The organism is Rhizobium sp. SG2393 (genome assembly GCF_042610495.1).
Taxonomy (GTDB): Bacteria; Pseudomonadota; Alphaproteobacteria; order Rhizobiales; family Rhizobiaceae; genus RU20A.
The window spans coordinates 1-20,513 of the sequence record NZ_JBHGAP010000005.1 but is presented as its reverse complement, the minus strand read 5'-3'; the positions used below and the strand labels follow the sequence as shown (position 1 = coordinate 20,513).

Annotated in this window: 16 protein-coding genes, 1 tRNA gene and 1 CRISPR repeat array; of the genes, 9 read left to right on the top strand and 8 right to left on the bottom strand. The window is 65.9% G+C overall.

Annotated features, from left to right (window positions below; translation table 11 throughout):
• Positions 1-298: 298 nt before the first annotated feature.
• The 7 genes from ACED18_RS12780 (at position 299) to ACED18_RS12750 (ending at position 5,129) form a co-directional block, all read left to right on the top strand.
• Entirely contained in the window at positions 299-820 is a 522-nt protein-coding gene (locus ACED18_RS12780) for a DUF721 domain-containing protein (RefSeq protein WP_377292749.1), read from the top strand.
• A gap of 78 nt (positions 821-898) precedes the next feature.
• Positions 899-1,150 carry a type II toxin-antitoxin system Phd/YefM family antitoxin gene (locus ACED18_RS12775; protein WP_377292747.1) on the top strand — a complete coding sequence of 84 codons (252 nt, stop codon included), beginning with the start codon at positions 899-901 and terminating at the stop codon, positions 1,148-1,150.
• Entirely contained in the window at positions 1,147-1,617 is a 471-nt protein-coding gene (locus ACED18_RS12770; RefSeq protein WP_377292745.1) for a type II toxin-antitoxin system VapC family toxin, read from the top strand. Before ACED18_RS12775 ends, ACED18_RS12770 begins: the two co-directional genes overlap by 4 nt.
• A 121-nt stretch (positions 1,618-1,738) precedes the next feature.
• Positions 1,739-2,479 carry a DsbA family protein gene (locus ACED18_RS12765; RefSeq protein WP_377292743.1) on the top strand — a complete coding sequence of 247 codons (741 nt, stop codon included), beginning with the start codon at positions 1,739-1,741 and terminating at the stop codon, positions 2,477-2,479.
• Positions 2,480-2,712: 233 nt separating this feature from the next.
• Positions 2,713-3,009, top strand: coding sequence for a cupin (locus ACED18_RS12760; RefSeq protein ID WP_377292741.1), 297 nt, complete (start codon positions 2,713-2,715; stop codon positions 3,007-3,009).
• Complete coding sequence (locus ACED18_RS12755) at positions 3,006-3,932, top strand: MBL fold metallo-hydrolase (protein WP_377292739.1); 927 nt, start codon at positions 3,006-3,008, stop codon at positions 3,930-3,932. The genes ACED18_RS12760 and ACED18_RS12755 overlap by 4 nt, the downstream gene beginning before the upstream one ends.
• A 300-nt stretch (positions 3,933-4,232) precedes the next feature.
• Positions 4,233-5,129: a LysR substrate-binding domain-containing protein gene (locus tag ACED18_RS12750; RefSeq protein WP_377292737.1), complete on the top strand. Its 897-nt coding sequence runs from the start codon at positions 4,233-4,235 to the stop codon at positions 5,127-5,129.
• A 62-nt stretch (positions 5,130-5,191) separates the two neighbouring features.
• On the opposite strand, the gene ACED18_RS12745 is transcribed toward ACED18_RS12750, so the two are convergent.
• On the bottom strand, positions 5,192-6,124 hold the full coding sequence (locus ACED18_RS12745) for a DUF1499 domain-containing protein (RefSeq protein ID WP_377292735.1): 933 nt from the start codon (positions 6,122-6,124) through the stop codon (positions 5,192-5,194).
• 439 nt (positions 6,125-6,563) lie between these two features.
• Between ACED18_RS12745 and ACED18_RS12740 the strand changes: the two genes are divergently transcribed.
• On the top strand, positions 6,564-7,010 hold the full coding sequence (locus ACED18_RS12740; RefSeq protein ID WP_377292733.1) for a hypothetical protein: 447 nt from the start codon (positions 6,564-6,566) through the stop codon (positions 7,008-7,010).
• A 63-nt stretch (positions 7,011-7,073) separates the two neighbouring features.
• Here ACED18_RS12740 and ppdK read toward each other — a convergent pair whose 3' ends face one another.
• The 4 genes from ppdK to ACED18_RS12720 all read right to left on the bottom strand — a co-directional run bounded on the left by ppdK (position 7,074) and on the right by ACED18_RS12720 (position 14,531).
• A complete protein-coding gene (gene ppdK / locus ACED18_RS12735; RefSeq protein WP_377292731.1) occupies positions 7,074-9,752 on the bottom strand; it encodes a pyruvate, phosphate dikinase in 2,679 nt (892 codons plus the stop codon).
• A 261-nt stretch (positions 9,753-10,013) separates the two neighbouring features.
• Positions 10,014-10,160: a hypothetical protein gene (locus ACED18_RS12730; protein WP_377292729.1), complete on the bottom strand. Its 147-nt coding sequence runs from the start codon at positions 10,158-10,160 to the stop codon at positions 10,014-10,016.
• A 146-nt stretch (positions 10,161-10,306) separates the two neighbouring features.
• The gene (locus ACED18_RS12725) at positions 10,307-13,771 is read right to left on the bottom strand and encodes a chromosome segregation SMC family protein (protein ID WP_377292727.1); all 3,465 of its coding nucleotides are present in this window, start codon (positions 13,769-13,771) and stop codon (positions 10,307-10,309) included.
• 199 nt (positions 13,772-13,970) lie between these two features.
• Positions 13,971-14,531, bottom strand: a complete 561-nt coding sequence (locus ACED18_RS12720) for a type 1 glutamine amidotransferase domain-containing protein (protein ID WP_377292725.1) — start codon at positions 14,529-14,531, stop codon at positions 13,971-13,973.
• Positions 14,532-14,806: 275 nt separating this feature from the next.
• On the opposite strand from ACED18_RS12720, the gene ACED18_RS12715 reads away from it, so the two are divergent.
• Positions 14,807-14,881: transfer RNA gene (locus ACED18_RS12715), tRNA-Gln, on the top strand.
• Positions 14,882-15,094: 213 nt separating this feature from the next.
• Here ACED18_RS12715 and ACED18_RS12710 read toward each other — a convergent pair.
• From ACED18_RS12710 to cas1, 3 genes are all read right to left on the bottom strand, one after another.
• The gene (locus ACED18_RS12710) at positions 15,095-16,033 is read right to left on the bottom strand and encodes a hypothetical protein (RefSeq protein ID WP_377292723.1); all 939 of its coding nucleotides are present in this window, start codon (positions 16,031-16,033) and stop codon (positions 15,095-15,097) included.
• Between the two features lie 1,527 nt (positions 16,034-17,560).
• A complete protein-coding gene (cas2, locus tag ACED18_RS12705) occupies positions 17,561-17,848 on the bottom strand; it encodes a CRISPR-associated endonuclease Cas2 (protein WP_377292721.1) in 288 nt (95 codons plus the stop codon).
• Between the two features lie 57 nt (positions 17,849-17,905).
• Positions 17,906-19,975 (bottom strand): CRISPR-associated endonuclease Cas1, encoded by a 2,070-nt coding sequence (cas1, locus tag ACED18_RS12700; protein WP_377292719.1) that lies wholly within the window; start codon positions 19,973-19,975, stop codon positions 17,906-17,908.
• A gap of 157 nt (positions 19,976-20,132) precedes the next feature.
• Positions 20,133-20,513: a CRISPR direct-repeat array (repeat unit 29 nt; unit sequence CTGCATGCAGACCCCAGCCACTGGCTGGG).

Sequence of the window (20,513 nt, the reverse complement as noted above, 5' to 3'; positions counted from 1 at the left end):
CTGATGTTGCCGGGCGGCGGCGTACCCCCCTCTGCCCTGCCGGGCATCTCCCCCGCAAGGGGGGAGATCGGGTGTGGCCATGTCTCGCCCCTTACGCGTGCTCAAGGCAAGCGGTTTTCTCCGCCTTCCGAGTTCCGGTGAGCGGCGCCCCCAGCCAATCTCCCCCCTTGCGGGGGAGATGCCCGGCAGGGCAGAGGGGGGTATGCCGCGATCTCTGCCGTCCCGCACAAATCCCCCACACCCCGCCCCAAACTGCGCTATAATCCCCGCCAGCATTGAAAACACGGAAACGACACGCGTGAGTGAAACAAGGACCAAGGGACGCGGCTGGACCCCGCGGGGCGCGGCGCAGATCAGCGAGATCGCCAATCGCCTGGTCGATCCCGTGCTCGCCCGCCGTGCCGGCATTTCCACGGAACTCATCGGCGTCTGGGACGAGATTGCCGGCGAAAGTTTTGCCGATTGCACGCGGCCGGAAAAGATCGCCTGGCCGCGCCGCATCTCCGAGGGCGAGCCGGATGGCGGCTATGAGCCGGGCGTGCTGACGGTCGCCTGCGAGGGCGCCCGTGCGCTTTTCCTCACCCACCGCCAGGGCGAACTTATCCAGCGCATCAACGGCTTCTTCGGCTTCCCCGCCATCTCCCGCCTGCGCATCGTCCAGAAACCCGTCTCCACCGCCACCCGCCGCCCGCGCATCCGCCCGCTGACCGGCGAAAAGGCAGCGCGCCTGAAGGACATGACCGACGGCATCGAAAACGAGGCCCTGAAGGCGGCACTGACACGGCTCGGCACGGGAGTGATGCAGAAGCGGGGACGGTGAGGGGGCAAGGGCGGTTCAACTTGCCAAATCCGGTACGGCGTCCGATATTTCGCAGAGACAGGCAGCGAGGTTGCAGCGATGGCAAATGTCAGCTTGAAAGCGGCCAAGGCCAGCTTCTCCGAATTGGTCGATGAGGCTGCGGCAGGCGAGTTCGTGACCATTACCCGTGACGGAATGCCGGCCGCCGTTCTCGTGAGCGTCCAGGCTGCGGAAGAGGCGAAGCGTGCCATGGCAAGGCCGAGGAAGAGCTTTGCCGATTTGCTGCTGGCCTTCCCCGGCGGCATCGAGTTCGAGCGCGATCAGACCCCCATCCGGGATATCGATTTTTGAACGGCTTTCTGCTGGATACCAACGTTCTGTCGTGCCTTGCGCCGGATAAGCCAGCGATTTCCGCTCCCGCCCGTAAATGGTTTACAGACGAGGCAAATGCCGGGCGTCTCTTTCTCTCGGCCATGACCTTTCTTGAAATCGAGCAGGGGCTACGCTCGCTGGCCCGTCGCGGCGCCGTTGTCCGGTATCAGGCATTGCTCGACTGGCTGGAAGCCGTTGACGAAGGCTATCGCGAACGCGTCCTGCCGATGAATGCCACGGTCGCCCGCCTTGCGGGCGCGATGAGCGAGGCGGCAAAAGCCGAAGGCGTTCATCCCGGACTTCCCGATATTATTATTGCGGCGACTGCACGCGCCCATGGCCTGACAGTTGTGACCCTCAACCGAAAGCATTTTCATCGACTGGGCTTTACTGAGGATCTGCCGCCCGCGCTGCGATCCCTGCGTGATAGCGTGGACGAGCATTGATCTCCGCCCTCACAAGGTCACATTTCTTTGAACTTTTTCCCCGGGGGGTGCCTTGCTGGTGAAACAATGCCGTATTATCGCAAGAAGACCCTTACAATGACCCTTGCAGGAACACCGCTCCATGTCCGATCTTCTTCTGACCAAACGCCGCCTTCTGGGTGGGATTGCTCTTGTCGCCGCCGGTGGCGCGCTGGCGGCCTGCAGTGAAAAGAAGGATGCCGCCGATGCCTCCGGCGGCAAGACGGGCATCGATGGCGCCGATATCGATCCGGTGCAGACGGCGGCGACGCCCGAAGCCGTGCCGCAGCCGGAAGGCGACGTGGACATGGCCAAGCTGCTGGAGCCCGGCGCCCTGCCGGAAGAATCGATCGGCAAGGCGGATGCGCCAATCACCGTCGTCGAATACATGTCGATGACCTGCCCGCATTGCGCCCGCTTCCACAACAATACGTTCGAGCCGATCAAGGAAAAGTACATCGATACGGGCAAGGTGCGGTTCGTGATCCGCGAATTCCCCTTCGATCCGCGCGCGGCTGCCGCCTTCATGCTGGCGCGCTGCGCCCCGGAAGGCCAGTATTTCCCGATGGTTTCCATGCTCTTCAAGCAGCAGGAACAGTGGGCAACGGCTGAAAACGGCCGCGAAGCGCTGCTGCAGATGTCGAAGCTTGCCGGCTTCAGCCAGCAGACCTTCGAGGCCTGCCTGACGAACCAGAAGCTGCTCGACGACGTCAACGCCGTCATGCAGCGCGGCAACAAGGATTTCGGCGTCAACGCCACGCCGACCTTCTTCATCAACGGCAAGAAATATTCCGGCGAAATGTCCGTCGAGGCCATGTCCGGCATCTTCGACGCGCTGCTGTAAGCCAACCCCCGCACGGCCGGCTCACTGTGTGCTGCCGGCCGTCGCCCGTGCGTCCTCCTCGCGGTTGGCCTGCCGAAACGGCGATTGCCTGTCGGGAATCAGCCGACAGGGCAGGCCGCGTGGCTCCGGCGTGTCCACCGGCATCCGCCCGCTTTCCATGCTCGCATGTTTTTGCTTTACGCCCCGCCGCGGGCGCGGGATATGTCGGCAAGCGACCAGAGAGGATCCGTGCCATGTCCACCTTCCGGGCCCGTCCGCCAGCCGTGCCGACCATCCTGCTTGACGATGCCGTGACGCGGGTCACGCGATGGGATTTCGTTCCCGGTGCCGATACGGGGCACCATGTGCATGGTCTCGGCTATATCGTCGTTCCCATGACGGATTGTCATTTCCTCATTGAGGACAAGGACGGCACCCGCGAGGTAAAGGTCAGGGCAGGCGAGGTCTACCGCCGCGAGGCCGGCGTCGAACACAATGTCGTCAATGGCGGAACGGCCTTCATGAGCTTCATCGAGATCGAGACCAAGTGAGCGAAGAGACGGCCAGTTTCGACCTTAGCTTCGAGCCGCGCCATGGCGAAGCCGTTCCCGTCGCCCCGGGTGTCGAGCGCGTCACGGCCGGCAATGCCGGTCCCTTCACCTTTCACGGCACCAACACCTATATCGTCGGCGACTGTTCCGTCGCCGTCATCGATCCCGGTCCGGAGGACGAGGCCCATTTCCAGGCGCTGCTCACGGCGCTTTCCGGGCGCGAGGTAACGCACATCGCGGTCTCCCACACCCATCGCGATCATGCGCCATTGGCCCGCCGGCTGCAGGCCGTCACGGGCGGGGTGATCGTGGCGGAGGGCCCGCATCGTCCCGCCCGGCCGCTCTTTGCCGGTGAGGTCAATCCCTTTGCCGAAAGTTCGGACATGGATTTCGTTCCGGACCTTGCCCTTGCGGATGGCGAGACGGTGGCGGGCGAGGGCTGGGCGCTCACGGCGCTCGCAACACCGGGGCATACGGCCAACCATCTCTCCTTCGCCCTTTCCGAGGGTGCGGTGGAGACGGGCATCGTCTTCTCGGCAGACCACATCATGGCCTGGGCAACGACCATCGTCGCGCCGCCGGATGGCGCCATGGCCGACTATATGGCCTCGCTCGAAAAGATGCTGGCGCGCGACGACAGGCTGCTGCTGCCCGGCCATGGCGGCCCGGTAACGCAGCCGGCCCCCTTCCTGCGCGGGTTGCGGGCGCACCGGCGCATGCGCGAGCGCGCGGTGCTGGAGCGCGTGCGGGCCGGTGACGAGACCATCGCCGACATGGTGAAGGTGATCTATGCCTCCACCGATCCGCGCCTGCATGGGGCGGCAGCCCTTTCCGTGCTGGCCCATCTGGAAGATCTGGTATCGCGCGGCGCGGTGGTCACGGAAGGGCCGCCGGCACTGTCTGGCCGATACGCCATCGGCTGATCCGCATCCTGTTCGACCGCGATGCGCCGGCACCCCGCCTCGGGAGTTTCACGCAGGTGGCCGTCAGGAAAGGCGGTCGGGCGCGGCGCAAAGACAAGCAGGCGCATGACGTCCATGAGGACGCTCGCAAGGCTGGGCATGGGTTTCTCCGCAAGGGCTGTGGCCATGGGGCCGTGGAGCCTGATGACCGGCGCAGGGGGCGGCGTCGGCGGCGTCTCGATGGCCCCATCAGACACGGCTTGCGCATCCAATACAAACGAGCTTATCGTTGCCCTCCCATGACTTGAGGTTATCCGAACGATGAAACGCGGACGACTGCCGCTGACCGCGCTCAGAAGTTTCGAGGCGGCCGCACGGCGGCTTTCCTTCACGCTTGCCGCCGAGGATCTCTTCGTCTCGCAGGCGGCCATCAGCCGGCAGGTGCGCGAACTGGAAATGCTGGTGGGGCAGCCGCTGTTCGAGCGCGGACATCGCGCCATCGCCCTGACCGATGCAGGCGCGCGACTGATGGCCGTGGTCGGGCCTGCTTTCCATGCCATGGATGACGCGCTGGAAGCGCTGATGGGCGGTCCGGTCGTGCTGTCCGTCAGTGCGGATCCCACCTTTGCCGCCTGCTGGCTGGTGCCGCATCTCGCTGCCTTCTGCGAGCGGCATCCCGGCATCGAGGTCATGATCGATGCAGATCCGCGCCTCGTAACCTTCCGGCGCGGCGAGCCGGAGCTTGCCGTTCGCTTTAGCGAAAGGCGGACCGAGTGGCCGGGGACGGAGACGAGGCTGCTGCACCGCGAGGCGCTGACGCCTCTGGTACCCCATTGCCTGCTGGCCGACTGCGCCACGCCGCTGGCCCTGTCACGCCAGACGCTGCTGCATGCCGACAACCGTACCGACTGGTCGCGCTGGTTTGCGGCCGTCGATGAGCACGACGCGGGGGAGGCGGTAACCGCGCCGCTTTCCCGTGGGCCCGTCTATGCGGATTCCTCCCTGGCATTGCAGGCGGCGGGGCTTGGCCAGGGCATCGCGCTCGCAGACCGGCTGCTGGCCGGCGATGCCATCGGCGAGGGCAAGGTCGCCAGTCCCTTTTCGACCAGCGTGCCGGGCGGGCGGTATTTTCTGGTGGCGCGGCGCTTCGACGAACTGTCGCCGGCAGCCGTTGCCTTTGCGGACTGGATCACGGCGCAATTCGCGCCACCCGCCTGAAAGGGCGCTTGCCTGCAAATACTCGGAGAATTTCCGGTGAACGGGTTTTCACCGCAAGCACCCTAGCTACCGGCAATCCCCAGAAGCTCGGCGTCCAGCGCCCGCAGGAAGCGATCGGCATAGTCGGCGCCGAGCCCGAGATCGTGGCTGCCATAGCGCGACTGAATACGCAGGTCCACGAAGGTTGTCTCCGCCTCCTCGCGCAGGCGGATCGCGACATCGAAGCGGAATCCGGCAATCGGAGTCTTCCACGTGCCCTGCAACAGGATATCGCCGGGACGGCCGGCGAGCGCGGCGGCCGCCAGATCGATCGGCGCGGCGGGCTCGGGCCGGGCGATCGGCACGGGGATGTCGTCCGGCACGGCATCGGCCGGATTTTTCGCGGGATCGGCGGCGCTGTCATCGTCCGATAGCGGCGGCGTGTCGGGCTCCAGCGCTTCGAGGCCGCGATCGGCCGTCAGTGTCAGGCCCTCGGCTGTCGCAACCGTTTTCACGCCTTCCAGCACACGGTCCAGCGCCCCGTCATAGCGCCTGCCGGTCAGGGCAGGGTAGGCCGCGATCTGGGCCTCGCGGTCGAGCGGGCTGACGCTCTGCGGACGGCTCAGCCAGAGCTGGTCGGCCTGCGGTGCCACGATGAAGGCCGGCGGATCAAGGGTGTCGGTGGTGACGTCATGCAGCGCCGGCTGCGTGAAATAGAGCGACAGCGCCAGGCCGATGGCGCCAAGCGGTATGGCAGCAAAGACGATCGCCCCCATCGAGGCGAGCCCGCCGACCGCAGCGACGCGCCAGAGGCTGACCAGTCCGGCCATGGCCAGCACGACGGCAACCAGCGACAGCAGGCCCGACAAAAGTGCCAGCGCCACGAAATGCGGTGTCGCCAACGGCCCGAAGCGATGGGCGGCAAGCGACATCAGGAAGAGGACCGCCGCCAGTTGCGCCAGCCGGAGCGACAGCCGGGCGGCATGCGAGACGGGGCGTTCGTAACGGATCATCATCGGGGGGCGCGTCACCTATCCTGATTGGGTTTTGACCCTAAAGCATAAACCGGCCGGAGTGAAACGGGATCGGCAAGATTATGCTTCAAACAGAAGAGCTTGGAGCGCTGCGCTGAATCTGTTTGATCAGACCGCGCGCTGCAACATGGCCCGATGGGCGTGAAACGCGGGGCGACGAGATTATGCTTCAAACAGAAGAGCTTGCAGCGCCGAGATGAATCTCTTTGATCGAAGCGCAAACCGAATCGGCAACCGGGAAACTCACGGTGTCCGGGCAAGCAGTCCGTACAAGGTCTTGCGCCATGGCGGGCCCTCAGGGGCGACGCCGCAAAAACGCCATGCTCGTTAACGATCGTTCAGTTGTCGGGGGAACAACAGGGTCATGGCGGGCGCGCGGCGAAGGCGGCGGGACGCGTGACCGTCCGTGATGGAGCACCAGATGGCCACCACCGCCTCCGCATCAAGCGCATCGACCCCCGCTGCCAGTGCCGTAACGCCGGCCGTCGGGCTTCTGACGCCGCAGCGTGCCGCAGCCCAGCCTGTCCGCATGCCCGTGGCGGCGGAACCGCAGCTGAAGATGGACCACATCGCCTTCGAACTGGCGCTGGACGGGTTCCACGGCGGCGGAGCCGAGGCCTTCGTGCAGCATGTGCGCAAGGCGGTGCCGATCGGCAGTGCCTTTCTCTTCGACCTCCCGGCCTCGGGACTGCTGCCCGATTGCGAGCGGATCGCGGTCGTCAGGCTTGCCGGCACCGGCGAGGCCGAGACGGTCTTTGCCTGCCTGGAGACCGACGGGCTGACCATCCGCACGCAGTCGCCGGGGCCGGAAACGGCCGGGCTGGCGCGCTTTGCGGATGCGTTTCTCGATGTCATCGGTCGCATCTGACAAAGCCAGCCAAGGGCCTCCCGGCCATTAGGCCGGAAGACCTGTGGCTTTCCGGACAGTCGCTTAATCCGCGTCCTTCTGCCGGCCGTTGATGGCGGCCTGCGCCGCAGCGAGGCGGGCAATCGGCACGCGGAAGGGCGAGCAGGAGACGTAGTCGAGCCCCGTTTCCTCGCAGAAGCGGATGGAGGTCGGGTCGCCGCCATGTTCGCCGCAGATGCCGAGCTTCAGGTCGCCCTTGGTGCGACGGCCGCGCTCGGCGGCGATCTTGATCATCTCGCCCACACCGTCGAAATCGATGGAGACGAAGGGGTCGTTCTTGATGATGCCCTTGGCGATGTAGGTCGCGAGAAACTGCGGGGCATCGTCGCGCGAAATGCCAAAGACCGTCTGGGTCAGGTCGTTCGTGCCGAATGAGAAGAAATCGGCGACCTCGGCGATGGAATGGGCGCGCAGCGCGGCGCGCGGCAGTTCGATCATCGTTCCCACGAGGTAGTCGATCGCAATGCCGCTTTCGCCGATGACCTTTTCGGCGACCTCCGCGATGCGCGACTTCACGTAATCCAGCTCTGCACGCAGCCCGACAAGCGGCACCATGATCTCCGGCACCACGGCCGCACCCGTCTTGCGGGCCGCCTCGACGGCAGCCTCGAAGATGGCGCGGGCCTGCATCTCGACGATCTCCGGATGCGAGATGGCGAGGCGGCAGCCGCGATGGCCGAGCATGGGGTTGAACTCGTGCAGCGCATCCACCCGCTGACGCAGGTCGCTGGCGGACAGGCCAAGCCGCGCGGACACATCCTCGATCTCCGCATCCGTCTTCGGCAGGAATTCGTGCAGCGGTGGATCGAGCAGGCGGATCGTTACCGGCAGGCCGTGCATGATCGTGAAGAGTTCGAGGAAATCCGAGCGCTGCATGGGCAGCAGCTTGTCGAGCGCGGCGCGCCGGCCCGCCTCGTCGGCGGCCAGAATCATCTCGCGCATGACGTTGATCCGGTCGCCCTCGAAGAACATGTGCTCGGTGCGGCACAGGCCAATGCCTTCGGCGCCGAAGGAGCGGGCCGCACGCGCATCGTTCGGCGTCTCGCAATTGGTGCGCACCGTCATGCGGCGATTAGCATCCGCCCATTCCATGATCTTGCCGAAATCGCCCGAAAGCTCCGGCTGCTGCATCGGGATCTCGCCCTTCAGTACCTGGCCGGAAGAGCCGTCGATGGTGATGGTCTCGCCCTTCGACAGGACGACGCCCGCGCCGATCAGCTTTTCATTGCGCAGGTCGACGCGCAGATTGCCCGCGCCGGAGACGCAAGGGATGCCCATGCCGCGGGCGACCACCGCCGCGTGGCTGGTCATGCCGCCGCGCGAGGTGAGGATGCCTTCGGCGGCATGCATGCCGTGAATGTCTTCCGGGCTCGTCTCCACGCGCACGAGGATGACCTTGCGGCCCTCCTTTTTGGCGATCACCGCCTCGTCGGAGGTAAAGACGATCTCGCCGGTCGCCGCGCCGGGCGAGGCGGGCAGGCCGGAGCCGATGATGTCGCGCCGGGCGCGCGGATCGATGGTCGGATGCAGGAGCTGGTCGAGCGCAGACGGATCGATCCGTGTCACGGCCTCCTCGCAGGTGATCAGCCCGCTTTCGGCCATGTCGACGGCAATCCGCATGGCCGCGCGCGCGGTGCGCTTGCCCGAGCGTGTCTGGAGCATCCAGAGCTTGCCGCGCTCGATGGTAAACTCCATGTCCTGCATGTCGCGGTAATGCCGCTCGAGGCGCGCGCAGATATCGCGAAACTCCGCAAAGGCCTCAGGCATCAGCTTTTCGAGCGACGGCTTGTCGGAGCCCGACGCGATACGGGCGGCCTCGGTAATGTCCTGCGGCGTTCGGATGCCGGCCACGACATCCTCCCCCTGGGCATTGACGAGAAACTCGCCGTAAAGCTCGTTGGCGCCGGTCGAGGGATTGCGGGTGAAGGCAACGCCGGTGGCAGAGGAATTGCCGAGATTGCCGAACACCATGGCCTGCACATTGACGGCCGTGCCCCAGTCGGCGGGAATACGGTGCAACTGGCGATAGGTGACGGCGCGCGCATTCGTCCAGCTCGCAAAGACGGCGCCGATCGCGCCCCAGAGCTGCGTTTCGGGATCCTGCGGGAAGGGCTGGCCGAGTTCCTCTTCGATGGTGGCCTTGTAGCGCTCGACCATGTGCTGCCATTGGGCGGCGGAAAGCTCGGTATCGTGCTCGTAGCCGAGGCGGCCCTTCTCGTCCTCCAGCAGCTCCTCGAAGACCTCGTGATCGAGGCCCATGACGACGTCGGCATACATCTGGATGAAGCGGCGATAGCTGTCCCAGGCAAAGCGCGCGTCGCCGGCATCCTGGCCGAGGCCCTGCACGGAGAGATCGTTGAGGCCGAGATTGAGGACCGTGTCCATCATGCCGGGCATGGAAGCGCGGGCGCCGGAGCGCACGGAAAGCAGAAGGGGCTTGCGCGCGTCGCCGAAGCGCCGGCCGGTGATCTCCTCCATGGCGCGCAGTCCGTCGCGCACCTGGTCCTTCAGGCCCTCGGTCAGCGTCCGTCCGGCGGCGAAATAGGCGGCACAGGCATCCGTGATGATGGTCAGCCCCGGCGGCACCGGCAGGCCGAGCATCGACATTTCCGCAAGATTGGCGCCCTTGCCTCCCAGCCGCGCCACATCATGCTGGTTCCCCTCGGCTTTCCCGTCGCCAAAGGTGTAAACCCACTTCTCCATTGCTTCACTCTCCACCCGGAAGCATGTCTCCCGCGGGCAGAATTACAGCATCCCCCCACGGAAGAAAATCCTTGCACGCGAATTTCTTGCTGCATTGCGTCATTTCTCGGACAGTTTACGTTGCAATGCAGCAGTGACCTTAGGTGGCGGCGGATGAATGCGGGGTGAATGGGCAAAACAACAAAACGCCGCAGCCCTTTCAGGCTACGGCGAGGGAGGCTGGCGCTGCGGAAGGCCGCTCGTCCGGGTCGATTACGCCGGTCAGTTGCCCTGCACGGACACCCCGTCTTGGCCGATCTTGATCTCGACGCCATCGGGCTGCTTTTCCTTCTCATAGGCATAATAGGAGAAGCCGGCGACGACGACGATCAGGGCGCCGATAATGAGGTAGAGGGCATTCTTGTTCATGAAACGGGTCCTTGGGTTCTTCCTTTCCGCCACCCGGCGTGCCGGGCAGCAGGTGCCCGAAACAATGCGGCAGCGCGGCAGAAGTTCCCGCACCGCGACATTTCTTTTTTAGAAGCCTTTGACGTTGAGTATGGGCAACCGCCCCCTCACACCACCTCGCGCAGGCGCTCCGCCGTCTGGAGATCGACGCTGACGAGCTGGCTGACGCCCTGTTCGGCCATGGTGACGCCGTAGAGACGGTTCATGCGGGCCATGGTGATGGGGTTGTGGGTGATGATGACGAAGCGGGTCTCTGTGGAGGCCGCCATTTCGTCCATCAGGTTGCAGTAGCGCTCCACATTGTGGTCGTCCAGCGGCGCGTCCACCTCGTCCAGCACGCAGATCGGCGCGGGATTGGTGAGGAAGACGGCGAAGATCAGCGCCATGGCGGTCAGCGCCTGTTCGCCGCCCGACAGAAGCGTCATGGTCTGCGGCTTCTTGCCCGGCGGCCGCGCCAGGATTTCGAGGCCGGCTTCCAGCGGGTCCTCGCTCTCGATCAGTTGAAGCTCCGCCGTGCCGCCATTGAAGAGATGGGTGAAAAGGCGCTGGAACTGCGCATTCACCACATCGAAGGCGGCGAGCAGGCGCTCTCGTCCCTCGCGGTTCAGGTTCTGGATGGCCGCGCGCAGCTTGCGGATCGCCTCGATGATGTCTTCGCGCTCGGTGTTGAGCGCGGCCAGCCGGTCCGAGAGTTCCTTCTGCTCCTCTTCGGCGCGCAGGTTGACGGGGCCCAGGCGCTCGCGCTCCATCTTCAGGCGGTCCACCTCGCGCTCGATGTTTCTGAGGTCCGGCAGCGGCGCCTCCGGTGTCAGGCCCGTGAGACGGATGATCTCGTGGGGCGCGCATTGCACGGTGTCGCGGATACGCGCCTCGGCCTCGATGCGCTTTTCCCGGTTTGACAGCAGGCGCTCCTCGGCGCGGCCGCGGCGCTCGCGCACCTCGGCCAGTTCCGACAGCGCCAGCGTTGCGAGACGATCGGCCTCGCGCACGCCGGTCTCGGCCTCGGCCAGCCGGTCTGCGGCCTGACGGCGGGCGGCTTCGGCCTTCGACAGTTCCGCCATCAGGGCATGGCGCTGCTCCTCGAAGGCGTCCGGGGCGTCCAGAAGCTCTTCCAGCTCCTCGCGCGCCTCTGCCTCGCGCGCGCGCAGCGTCTCCACCTGCTCGGCCGCACTGGCCGCGCGGGCCTTCCAGGTCTCGCGCTCGATGGCGATGGCGGCGATGCGGCGGCGGCGGGCCTCGTTTTCGCGCGCCAGACCGTCGTAGGCGGCGCGCGCCTCGGCGACCGCCGCACGGTCGGTGGCAACCTCGGCGGTGAGCACGCGAAGCTGCATGTCGAGGTCGGAGAGATCGGGCGCATCAGCAAGCGCGGCGGCGGCGTCTTCGGCCTCGGCCGCCAGCTCCTCGGCCTGCGTCTCGGTGCGTGACAGGGCTTCGGCCGCGACCGCATGGCGGCGCATCAGGTCGCCCGCGGCGCGCTCGGCGGCGGCCAGGGCCTCGCGCGCGTCCGTCAACCGGCGCTGCAACAGGCGCATCTCGTCGCGGCAGGCGCGCAGGCGCTCGTCCTCGCGGCGCACCCGCGCGCCGGCCTCCGCCAGCGCGCGCTCCCCCGTCTCGACGCGGGCGCGGGCTTCCTCGATCTCCGCTTCCAGTTCCTTCAGGCGGTTCTTCTGGCCGAGGCGAAGCGCCGCCGCGCTCGGCGCATCCGCGCCGGCCACATGGCCATCCCAGCGGAAGACGGCGCCCCGGCGGGTAACGAGCACCTGTCCGGCGGCAAGTGCTGGCTGAAGGCGGGCGGCCTCGGCCTCATCCGCGACGACGCCGATCTGGGCCAGCACGCGGGCAAGCTCGGCAGGGCCGCGCACATGGGCGGCAAGCGGCGTGACGCCGTCAGGCAGCGGGGCATCGGCTGCGGCATCGCCCGGCATGCGCCAGTGGGCCGGGGCCGCTTCATCCAGCGGCGCTTCCAGACCATCGCCGAGCGCCGCACCCAAGGCTGTTTCAAGGCCGCGATCGACGACGATCGCATCGACCACCGGCGTGGCGGAGCCGCTGCCGGAGACGGCCTCCAGCATGCGGCTGATGGTGCGCGCCTCGGTCTCCAGCGCATTCATCTCGGCGCGGACGCGATCGACCGGCGGGCGGGCGGCGGCCTCTTCAGCCCTCGCGGCCGAAAGCGCGTCCTCGATGGCGGCAAGGGTTTCCTCCGCGGTCTCGATGGCGCCCTCGGCCGCCTCGACAGCCTCGCGGCGCTCCTCGGGATCAGGCATATCGGCGCGCTTCTCGTCCAGCGCCTCGAGCTCCGCGCGCTCGGTGGCAAGCTGGCGATCGAGCCGGGCGCGGCGGTCGGAGAGGTCGCGCATGCGCCGCTCCATCTGGTTGCGCAGGGCCTGCGCCTCGGCGCGCGCGGCGGTGGCGGTGGCGAGGCGGCGTTCGCTGTCGATCAGCGTCTCGCTCGCCGCGCCCAGCCGCTCCTGCGCCTCGATGGCGGCACCGCCGGCATCTGCGAGAAGATCGGCAAGCTCGGTCTCCTCCCGCTCCAGCCGCTCGAGACTGCCGATATTGTCGGCGGCAAAGCGCTCCTCGCGACGGATGTCTTCGCCAAGCTGGGCAAGGCGACGCTGCAACTCGTCGCGGCGCTTCAGGATGCGTCCGGCATCCTCCTCCAGTTGCCGGCCGGCAATCTGCAGGCGTTGCAGCGCGGCGGCGGCCTTCGCCTCCTCCTCGCGCAGCTCCGGCAGGCGCAGGGCCGCCACCGCCTGGTTCTTGGCAGCATGCATCTGGGCCTGCGCCTTTTCGGCGGTCAGCGAGGTGATCTGGTTCAACTGGCTGTCGGCCTCGGCTTCGGCCTCCTTCGCCTGCATCCAGCGGATATGCAGCAGGATCGCCTCGTTGCGGCGGATATCGGCCGACAGCGCCTTGAAGCGATTGGCCTGGCGCGACTGTCGCTTCAGGCTCTCGATCTGGCTTTCGAGCTGGCTGGTCACATCCTCCAGCCGCTCCAGATTGGTCTCGGCACCGCGCAGGCGCAGCTCCGCCTCGTGACGGCGCGAGTGCAGGCCGGAAATGCCGGCGGCCTCTTCCAGCAACTGCCGGCGGGCCTGGGGCTTGGCGGCGATCAGCTCGCCGATGCGCCCCTGTCCCACCATGGAGGGCGACCGCGCGCCGGTGGAAGCGTCGGCAAACAGCAGCTGCACATCCTTGGCGCGGGCTTCCTTGCCATTGATGCGGTAGACCGAGCCCTGCTCGCGCTCGATGCGGCGCGTCACCTGGATCTCGTCGGCATCGTTGAAGGCAGCAGGCGCGGTGCGATCGGAATTGTCGAGGAAAAGGCCGACTTCGGCCGTGTTGCGGGCCGGCCGATTGCCGGAGCCGGAGAAGATCACGTCGTCCATGCCCGACGCGCGCATGTTCTTGTAGGAGTTTTCCCCCATCACCCAGCGCAGGGCTTCCACCAGGTTCGACTTGCCGCAGCCATTCGGTCCGACAACGCCGGTCAGGCCCCGCTCGATGATGAATTCGGCGGGCTCGACGAAGGATTTGAAGCCGAGGAGGCGCAGCTTGGTGAACTTCATGGGCCACACCTAGCAAGCCTTGTCGCCGAAGGCAAAAGGCCGATGCAGCCGCAGGCCACAGGTGATGGCGAGCCCGGCCCGGCAGGCCGGAATGGCGCGCCAGCGAGAGCAGGCATACAGCAAGCCGCCCATGACAAGACCGCCCCGCCTGCACGCGGGACGGTCTTTCGATCATGCCTGTGATCGGATGGCCGAAGCCTCAGGCAGCCTGTCGATCGTGACGGCCTTCTTCGACCTCTTCGACGATCTTCGCCACGAAGGCGTTCAGGTCCTCCGGCGAGCGCGAGGTGATGATGCCCTTGTCGGTCACCACCTCTTCGTCGCGCCAGTCTGCACCGGCATTCTTGAGGTCGGTCTTGATGGAGGCAAAGGAGGTGGCCTTGCGGCCCTTCAGCGCGTCGGCTTCCACCAGCAGCCAGGGGCCGTGGCAGATGGCGGCGACGACCTTGCCGGCCGAAAGGAAGTTGCGCACCACATCCACCGCGGCCTTTTCCTTGCGCAGGATATCCGGATTGATCTGGCCGCCCGGCAGCACCAGCGCGTCATAATCGGCAACATCCACCTCGCCGACGGTCAGGTCCACATCCACCGTGTCGCCCCAGTTCTTGTCGTCCCAGCTCTTGATCGGCTCCATCTTGAGCGAAGCGATGGACACCGTGGCGCCCTTGCCCTTCAGTTGCTCCAGCGGCACGCGCAGCTCCGAGCGCTCATAGCCATCGGTGGCGAGAATCAGAATGCGTGCGGAAGAAATCGACGTCATCGGTCTGTCCTTTGATGTTGGCCCGCCTGTGCGGGCTGTGCGGATGAGGAGGCGGGGTCTCCCGAAGAGACCGGTCCGCCCCCTCAACCCCCGTCACCTGCCGATTGTTCCGAGGAGATCCTGCGCGGGCATCGCAAACACCCGCCCGCAATCCGGTTTTTTCCACCAAAACCGATTGCCGCCCCTCGCCACCTTTGCTAATCACACCCGCGCCGGACAACCGAACCGTCCACCCGCACCCGCCGCCGAAAGGCGCCGGCCTGCGCGAAATCAGTTGGGGCGTCGCCAAGCGGTAAGGCAGCGGTTTTTGGTACCGCCATTCCCAGGTTCGAATCCTGGCGCCCCAGCCACTTCCTGTAAATTGTTATTTTTCAATGATTTAGACGGAGTGTGTCGTGCGCTGCCGGAACAGTTCAGCGGCTGCTCATTCCGGGACTGCACACGGTTGCGCCACAACGCCTAAGCCGCAATCGAACATACGTGGCTGGGTATGTGCTCGGCCGCAAAAGGCAGCGATTGGCGACAGGAGCGTTCGTTCCCGCGGGCGCAGTCGAAGTTTGATGTCAGACCGCCGCCTCGGTCTCAGTCGCGGCGTCACGCCAGTGCAGGCGGTATCGTCCAAGGCCGATGCTGGCACCCCTGCCGATATGGACACGTTCGCCGATCATCAGCGCGAGGCGCATGGCGGGCGACAAACCTGTCAGGCGCAGGTGCATGGGTGGGGCAAGGCGATTGGCGAAATGATGGCCGCCGACTGGCGCCGTTTCGACACTGCTGATTTCCACAAGCGTGATATTGGCAGCTTCGGCCTCGTGCAGACACGCGGCGTAGCAGGCATCGGGCGCAAGTCCGAACCATGGCGAGAGGAGAGCAAGACGCCGGCAGAGGCGGGCGAGCAAAAGTCCGGGATCGCGCGTCGGGTCTCCCCGGTCGGCATCGATGGGGGAGACGAAGATCATGTCAGCCGCGGATGACGTGCGGCGAAGGTCGAAGGGGGCATCGTTGCGGCGCGCCGACACCTTTTCGATCGTTACCGGGCTCGGGAGACCGAGGGCGATGTCGCGGGAAAGAGATGACCAGTCCACCTTGCCGATCGCTGATATCAGCGCGTCGAACACCGCCTCGGCCCGCTCGCAGGCGCTGCCGAAAACGCGTAGCGTGATGGAAAGCGCGCCGCTGCGCTCCGCCCGGCCGAAAAGAACGAAGGGGCGGGCGATCGACTGGGTCTCGCCGGCGAGCGTCACCTGTGTCCCGGGGCCGAAAAACAGATCGGCCGTCGAGTGTCGCGGCCAGGGGCAGGGTTGCCTGGCCCGGACCGCAGGCGAAGCGCTCTGCAGCAGCACCTCGCCAAGGCTGCCGCGCAGCTTGGGGCCAAGACTGATGGCGTTGGCAAGGCCTGCAAGACCCGGCAGCCACAGCGTGACCTCGGCCTCGCCAAAGGCCGCCGCCAGCCGCGCCGGCATCCCCGCATGCCCCGCCTCTGCCTCTGCCGCTCCCGTCATCCCCGTCACCCCACCGTTTCCCAGCCCGAGAATGGCAGTCCTGAAGCGCCCGTCAAAGCACTATGCGGCTTCTGAAAGACGTTTTGCCTTGGATAATTCATAAAACTCTGAAAAATATGAAATATTGGTGGAATGATGCATGTTCTTTCCCTTTTTTGTCTGTCGGCAAAGCAGGCGCAGAGCCTTGCATTGGAAAGACATTCCATTTGCATTCGCTCGTCAGAATGTTGTAAGAGGGGCTGTGCCGAAAGACCCCAGCCGTCGGCTGGGATAGAAACCAAACGCCAGCGCCTGGGGAAATCCGCCCACGTGCCGAAAGACCCCAGCCGTCGGCTGGGATAGAAACTTCTCGCCATCTACGACGCGGACGAGGGAGGGTGCCGAAAGGCCCCAGCCGTCGGCTGGGATAGAAACCAATATGGCCAAGGCCATAAACGAGAAGTGCGGTGCCGAAAGGCCCCAGCCGTCGGCTGGGATAGAAACTAGGTGCCGCCGATGAGAATGCTGGCGGCGGTGATGGGCCGAAAGGCCCCAGCCGGCGGCTGGGATAGAAACTAGGTGTCGCCGATGAGAATGCTGGCGGCGGTGATGGGCCGAAAGGCCCCAGCCGGCGGCTGGGATAGAAACTAGGTGTCGCCGATGAGAATGCTGGCGGCGGTGATGGGCCGAAAGGCCCCAGCCGGCGGCTGGGATAGAAACTAGGTGTCGCCGATGAGAATGCTGGCGGCGGTGATGGGCCGAAAGGCCCCAGCCGGCGGCTGGGATAGAAACTTCCTGCTCCACACCTTTGGGGGAACTTCTTCCTGTGCCGAAAGGCCCCAGCCGTCGGCTGGGATAGAAACTAACCGAGAGTAGCGGCCGCTGCGATGATGCGTGCCGAAAGGCCCCAGCCATCGGCTGGGATAGAAACACGCTACGCTGAATGGTTTTCGATTGCCGCATGTGCCGAAAGGCCCCAGCCATCGGCTGGGATAGAAACCTGGAGCCGAGAACCGTCACATAGCCCAACTGTGCCGAAAGGCCCCAGCCGTCGGCTGGGATAGAAACTGGGGTTTTGTTTCAGAACTGTTCGGACACAATGTGCCGAAAGGCCCCAGCTGTCGGCTGGGATAGAAACCGTCGTCGATGGCCTGGGCCGTCATGTCAGCGCGGTGCCGAAAGGCCCCAGCCGTCGGCTGGGATAGAAACGCGAAAACGAGATTCTCGTTGATTGCGTTGCCGGTGCCGAAAGGCCCCAGCCATCGGCTGGGATAGAAACCTTTCTGCAGGGCCTGCCAGTTCTTGTTTTTCAAGTGCCGAAAGGCCCCAGCCATCGGCTGGGATAGAAACCTGGAAGAACGAAGTCTTGTGAGCCTTGCGGGCCAGGTGCCGAAAGGCTCCAGCCATCGGCTGGGATAGAAACCGCGTCAGCAGCCTGGCCGCCTTGGGCTACGGGTGCAGAAAGGCTCCAGCCATCGGCTGGGATAGGAAACCCATGCGGATACTTGAAGGCGTACAGCATCGCTGCCGACCGCCCTCCGGACACGCTCAGAACAGATAGAAACTGCTCTCTTCCGGCAGCGGCGCGCCGCCATGGGCCAGTGATTTTGAAAGCCCGTCGCGGTCGAGCACATAGAGGCGCAGGCCGTCGCCGGGGTCGAGGCGGGTGACGGTGGCGGCAAAGAGCGTTCGGGCGGCGGTCGGCGTCATGCGCCCTTCGAACACCGATTGCTGCACGCGCACCAGCCTGTCTTCCAGGAACGCTGCGACGCGCCGTCGCGTGGCAGCGCGGGAAATGTCGTAGCATAGCACGATGGCGTGTTCGGTTTCGGCCATGCGGATCTGCGTCCCCGGTTGCGGCCGACCCCTTCGCGTCGAGGGGCCTGCCGTGTTTCAGTAGTCGATCTCGAAGGGGCGATAGGATTCGCCGCTTTCATGGTGGCGGGCAAGCGCCTGAGCCTGGGAGACAAGAAGCCGCCGCAGGTTTTGGCGCGGCGCCTTGGGCGGCCAGGAAACGGTGGCGCCGATGCGTGTCTCGTAGGCCCGGATCAGCGCCTGTGTTCCGGCCGGCAGCATGCGGGTCGCCCCGCCGTCGGTGTCGAACATCTCGGCGCGCAGGATGCGGCGGTTGGTGACATAGACGAACAGGCCTTCCACTAGATGGGCACGGAACTCCTCCATCAGGTCGTAGACGCAGCCGTCATGCCGGTCGTCCACCCCGTGCAGGGCGCCGAAGCCGGGATGCAGTCCGGCAGCCGTGACCGCGGCCATCACGTCGCGATGCAGCAGGAAGGCGAGCATGTTGATCGCGATGTTGGCGCCATCGGGATGGTCCTTCCTCTGCCGTCGCTGGAAGCGGAAATCGGCGGCGGACAGCGCCGAGACCGCCTTCCAGTAGACCGCGCTGCCGGCGCCCTCATAGCCGAGCGCCTCGGCAATGCCGGCCGCATGCCGGATACGGCTTGTGTCGCCGCGGCCGATGAGGCGCGTCAGTTCGGCAATGGCCTTTGTGACGGCGGGCGGGGCCGCATCGCGCTCGCGGCACAGCTTGCGCAGCAGCGCCCGCTGGTTGCGCAGCCGCCCCTCCACTATGATCCGCGCCAGCGCCAGCCGCCGCCCGGCATCGAGCACGGTGGCCGCCTGGGCAAGGTGACGCCGGGCCCGCGGCGCCAGCGCGGGCGAAAGCGTTCCCCGCGTCGTGCCGTGCCCGTCGGTGAAGCAGACGAGCGTGCCTGTTGCCAGCGCATGGTCCAGCGCCGCAGGCGTCGCGAGCGCCTCCGGCCCGAGGTCGATGCGATCGACCTTGCGGTGCGGGATGGCGGCAATCTCGCGCCAGCGCTCGGCCACGCCGGTCAGGGGATCGGCCGGGCTTTGCAGTTCCTCGATGCTGAAGGCCTGGTTGCGCAGGGAGAGCCGCCGGCCCGGTTCCGTCATGTACAGCGTTTTCAGCCCTGCGGCATGACCTGCCGCTTCCTGAGCCGCCTTGGCGGCGGCATCGTCCTCCTTGGCCTCCACCGTCGCGGCATCGAGACGCGCCACCTCCGCTACCAGCCGGTCGATATCGTGACGATCCACCTCTTCCGGCGCGGCCTTGAGCGCCATGGAGCGGATGAAGAGGTGGCCGAGAAAGCGAAACCCCTGCTCGAAAGTCGTCACCGTCGTCTTGTCGCGGTTGAGCACCAGCCCGGCTTCGGCCAGAAGCCGCTCCACCTGCGCCATCGCCGCCTCGGCCGTGCGGGCCGTTTCGGTCAGCACCACGAAGTCATCGGCAAACCGCACGATGCGCGCGCCCCGCGCGGCGAAGGCCTCGTCCAGCCGGTCGAGATAGAGATTGGCAAGCAGCGGCGAGAGCGGCGAGCCCTGTGCCAGACCGCGCCCGGCCGGCGCCGCATGGGACAGCCACAGGCAGATCAGCTGCGTCAGCGGCCCGTCTTCCAGGCTTTCCGAAAGTCGCTCTAGCAGGCCGTCATGGGGGATCGCGTCGAAATAGCCCTTGATGTCGGCATCGACCACGAAGCGCAAGCCATCGCGCTGCAGGGCCTGGATGCGCGCCACCGCCTGCGCCACCGAGCGGCCGGGGCGGTAGGCATAGCTCGTCTCCTCGAATTCCGCCTCCAGATAGGGCGACAGCAGCATGGCCGCCGCCGTCTGCACCACCCGGTCGCCGACGGCGGGGATGGACAGTCGGCGTGTCCCGCCGGACGGCTTGGGAATATCCACATGCCGCAGGGGCGAGGGCCGGTAGTGCCCTTCGGCCAGCGCCGTGGAAAGCCGCCCCACCTGCATCGCCGCCGCGCGCTGAAACTGCTCGACGGTCACCCCGTCGCCACCCGCCGCGCCCTGATTGCGCCACACCTTCTCCCACGCCTCCAGCAACACCGCCCGGCGGCACAGCTGCGCGAAAAGGGAAGCATCCGGAATGAGCGTCGCGCGGGGCCCCGGCGACCGGTGTCTGTTGACCATTTGCCTTGGATTTCTCCCAAGTCCATGATGTTGATGCGATAAATGCAGACGAAATTGCCAGGGTACGCAAGAATGCCATATCTTTATCGCATCCAGAAGTCTGCCTTGGAAAAGAAGTCCTCTTGCCGAACGGTCTCTGCGTGTTACAAGAGTGGGTCTGCATGCAGACCCCAGCCACTGGCTGGGATAGAAACTTGCCATTGTTGTCGTTGAATGGGAAGACGATCTGCATGCAGACCCCAGCCACTGGCTGGGATAGAAACTCGAGGGTGATCAAGTGAAATTTGACTTGATCATCTGCATGCAGACCCCAGCCACTGGCTGGGATAGAAACAAGACGTACTCCGACGTGACGGGCGGGATGCCATCTGCATGCAGACCCCAGCCACTGGCTGGGATAGAAACTCCAGCCTCACCGGCCAGTTCGGTCTTGAAGACTGCATGCAGACCCCAGCCACTGGCTGGGATAGAAACTTCGGACTTCTCGGTAATAGTCCATCGTATCGTCGCTGCATGCAGACCCCAGCCACTGGCTGGG

Coding starts and splice junctions, on each gene's coding strand:
- cas1 (WP_377292719.1), bottom strand. CDS start 19,975: ATGGTCAACAGACACCGGTCGCCGGGGCCCCGCGCGACGCTCATTCCG.
- ACED18_RS12775 (WP_377292747.1), top strand. CDS start 899: ATGGCAAATGTCAGCTTGAAAGCGGCCAAGGCCAGCTTCTCCGAATTG.
- ACED18_RS12740 (WP_377292733.1), top strand. CDS start 6,564: ATGGCCACCACCGCCTCCGCATCAAGCGCATCGACCCCCGCTGCCAGT.
- ACED18_RS12765 (WP_377292743.1), top strand. CDS start 1,739: ATGTCCGATCTTCTTCTGACCAAACGCCGCCTTCTGGGTGGGATTGCT.
- ppdK (WP_377292731.1), bottom strand. CDS start 9,752: ATGGAGAAGTGGGTTTACACCTTTGGCGACGGGAAAGCCGAGGGGAAC.
- ACED18_RS12760 (WP_377292741.1), top strand. CDS start 2,713: ATGTCCACCTTCCGGGCCCGTCCGCCAGCCGTGCCGACCATCCTGCTT.
- ACED18_RS12710 (WP_377292723.1), bottom strand. CDS start 16,033: ATGACGGGAGCGGCAGAGGCAGAGGCGGGGCATGCGGGGATGCCGGCG.
- ACED18_RS12720 (WP_377292725.1), bottom strand. CDS start 14,531: ATGACGTCGATTTCTTCCGCACGCATTCTGATTCTCGCCACCGATGGC.
- cas2 (WP_377292721.1), bottom strand. CDS start 17,848: ATGGCCGAAACCGAACACGCCATCGTGCTATGCTACGACATTTCCCGC.
- ACED18_RS12750 (WP_377292737.1), top strand. CDS start 4,233: ATGAAACGCGGACGACTGCCGCTGACCGCGCTCAGAAGTTTCGAGGCG.
- ACED18_RS12745 (WP_377292735.1), bottom strand. CDS start 6,124: ATGATGATCCGTTACGAACGCCCCGTCTCGCATGCCGCCCGGCTGTCG.
- ACED18_RS12725 (WP_377292727.1), bottom strand. CDS start 13,771: ATGAAGTTCACCAAGCTGCGCCTCCTCGGCTTCAAATCCTTCGTCGAG.
- ACED18_RS12730 (WP_377292729.1), bottom strand. CDS start 10,160: ATGAACAAGAATGCCCTCTACCTCATTATCGGCGCCCTGATCGTCGTC.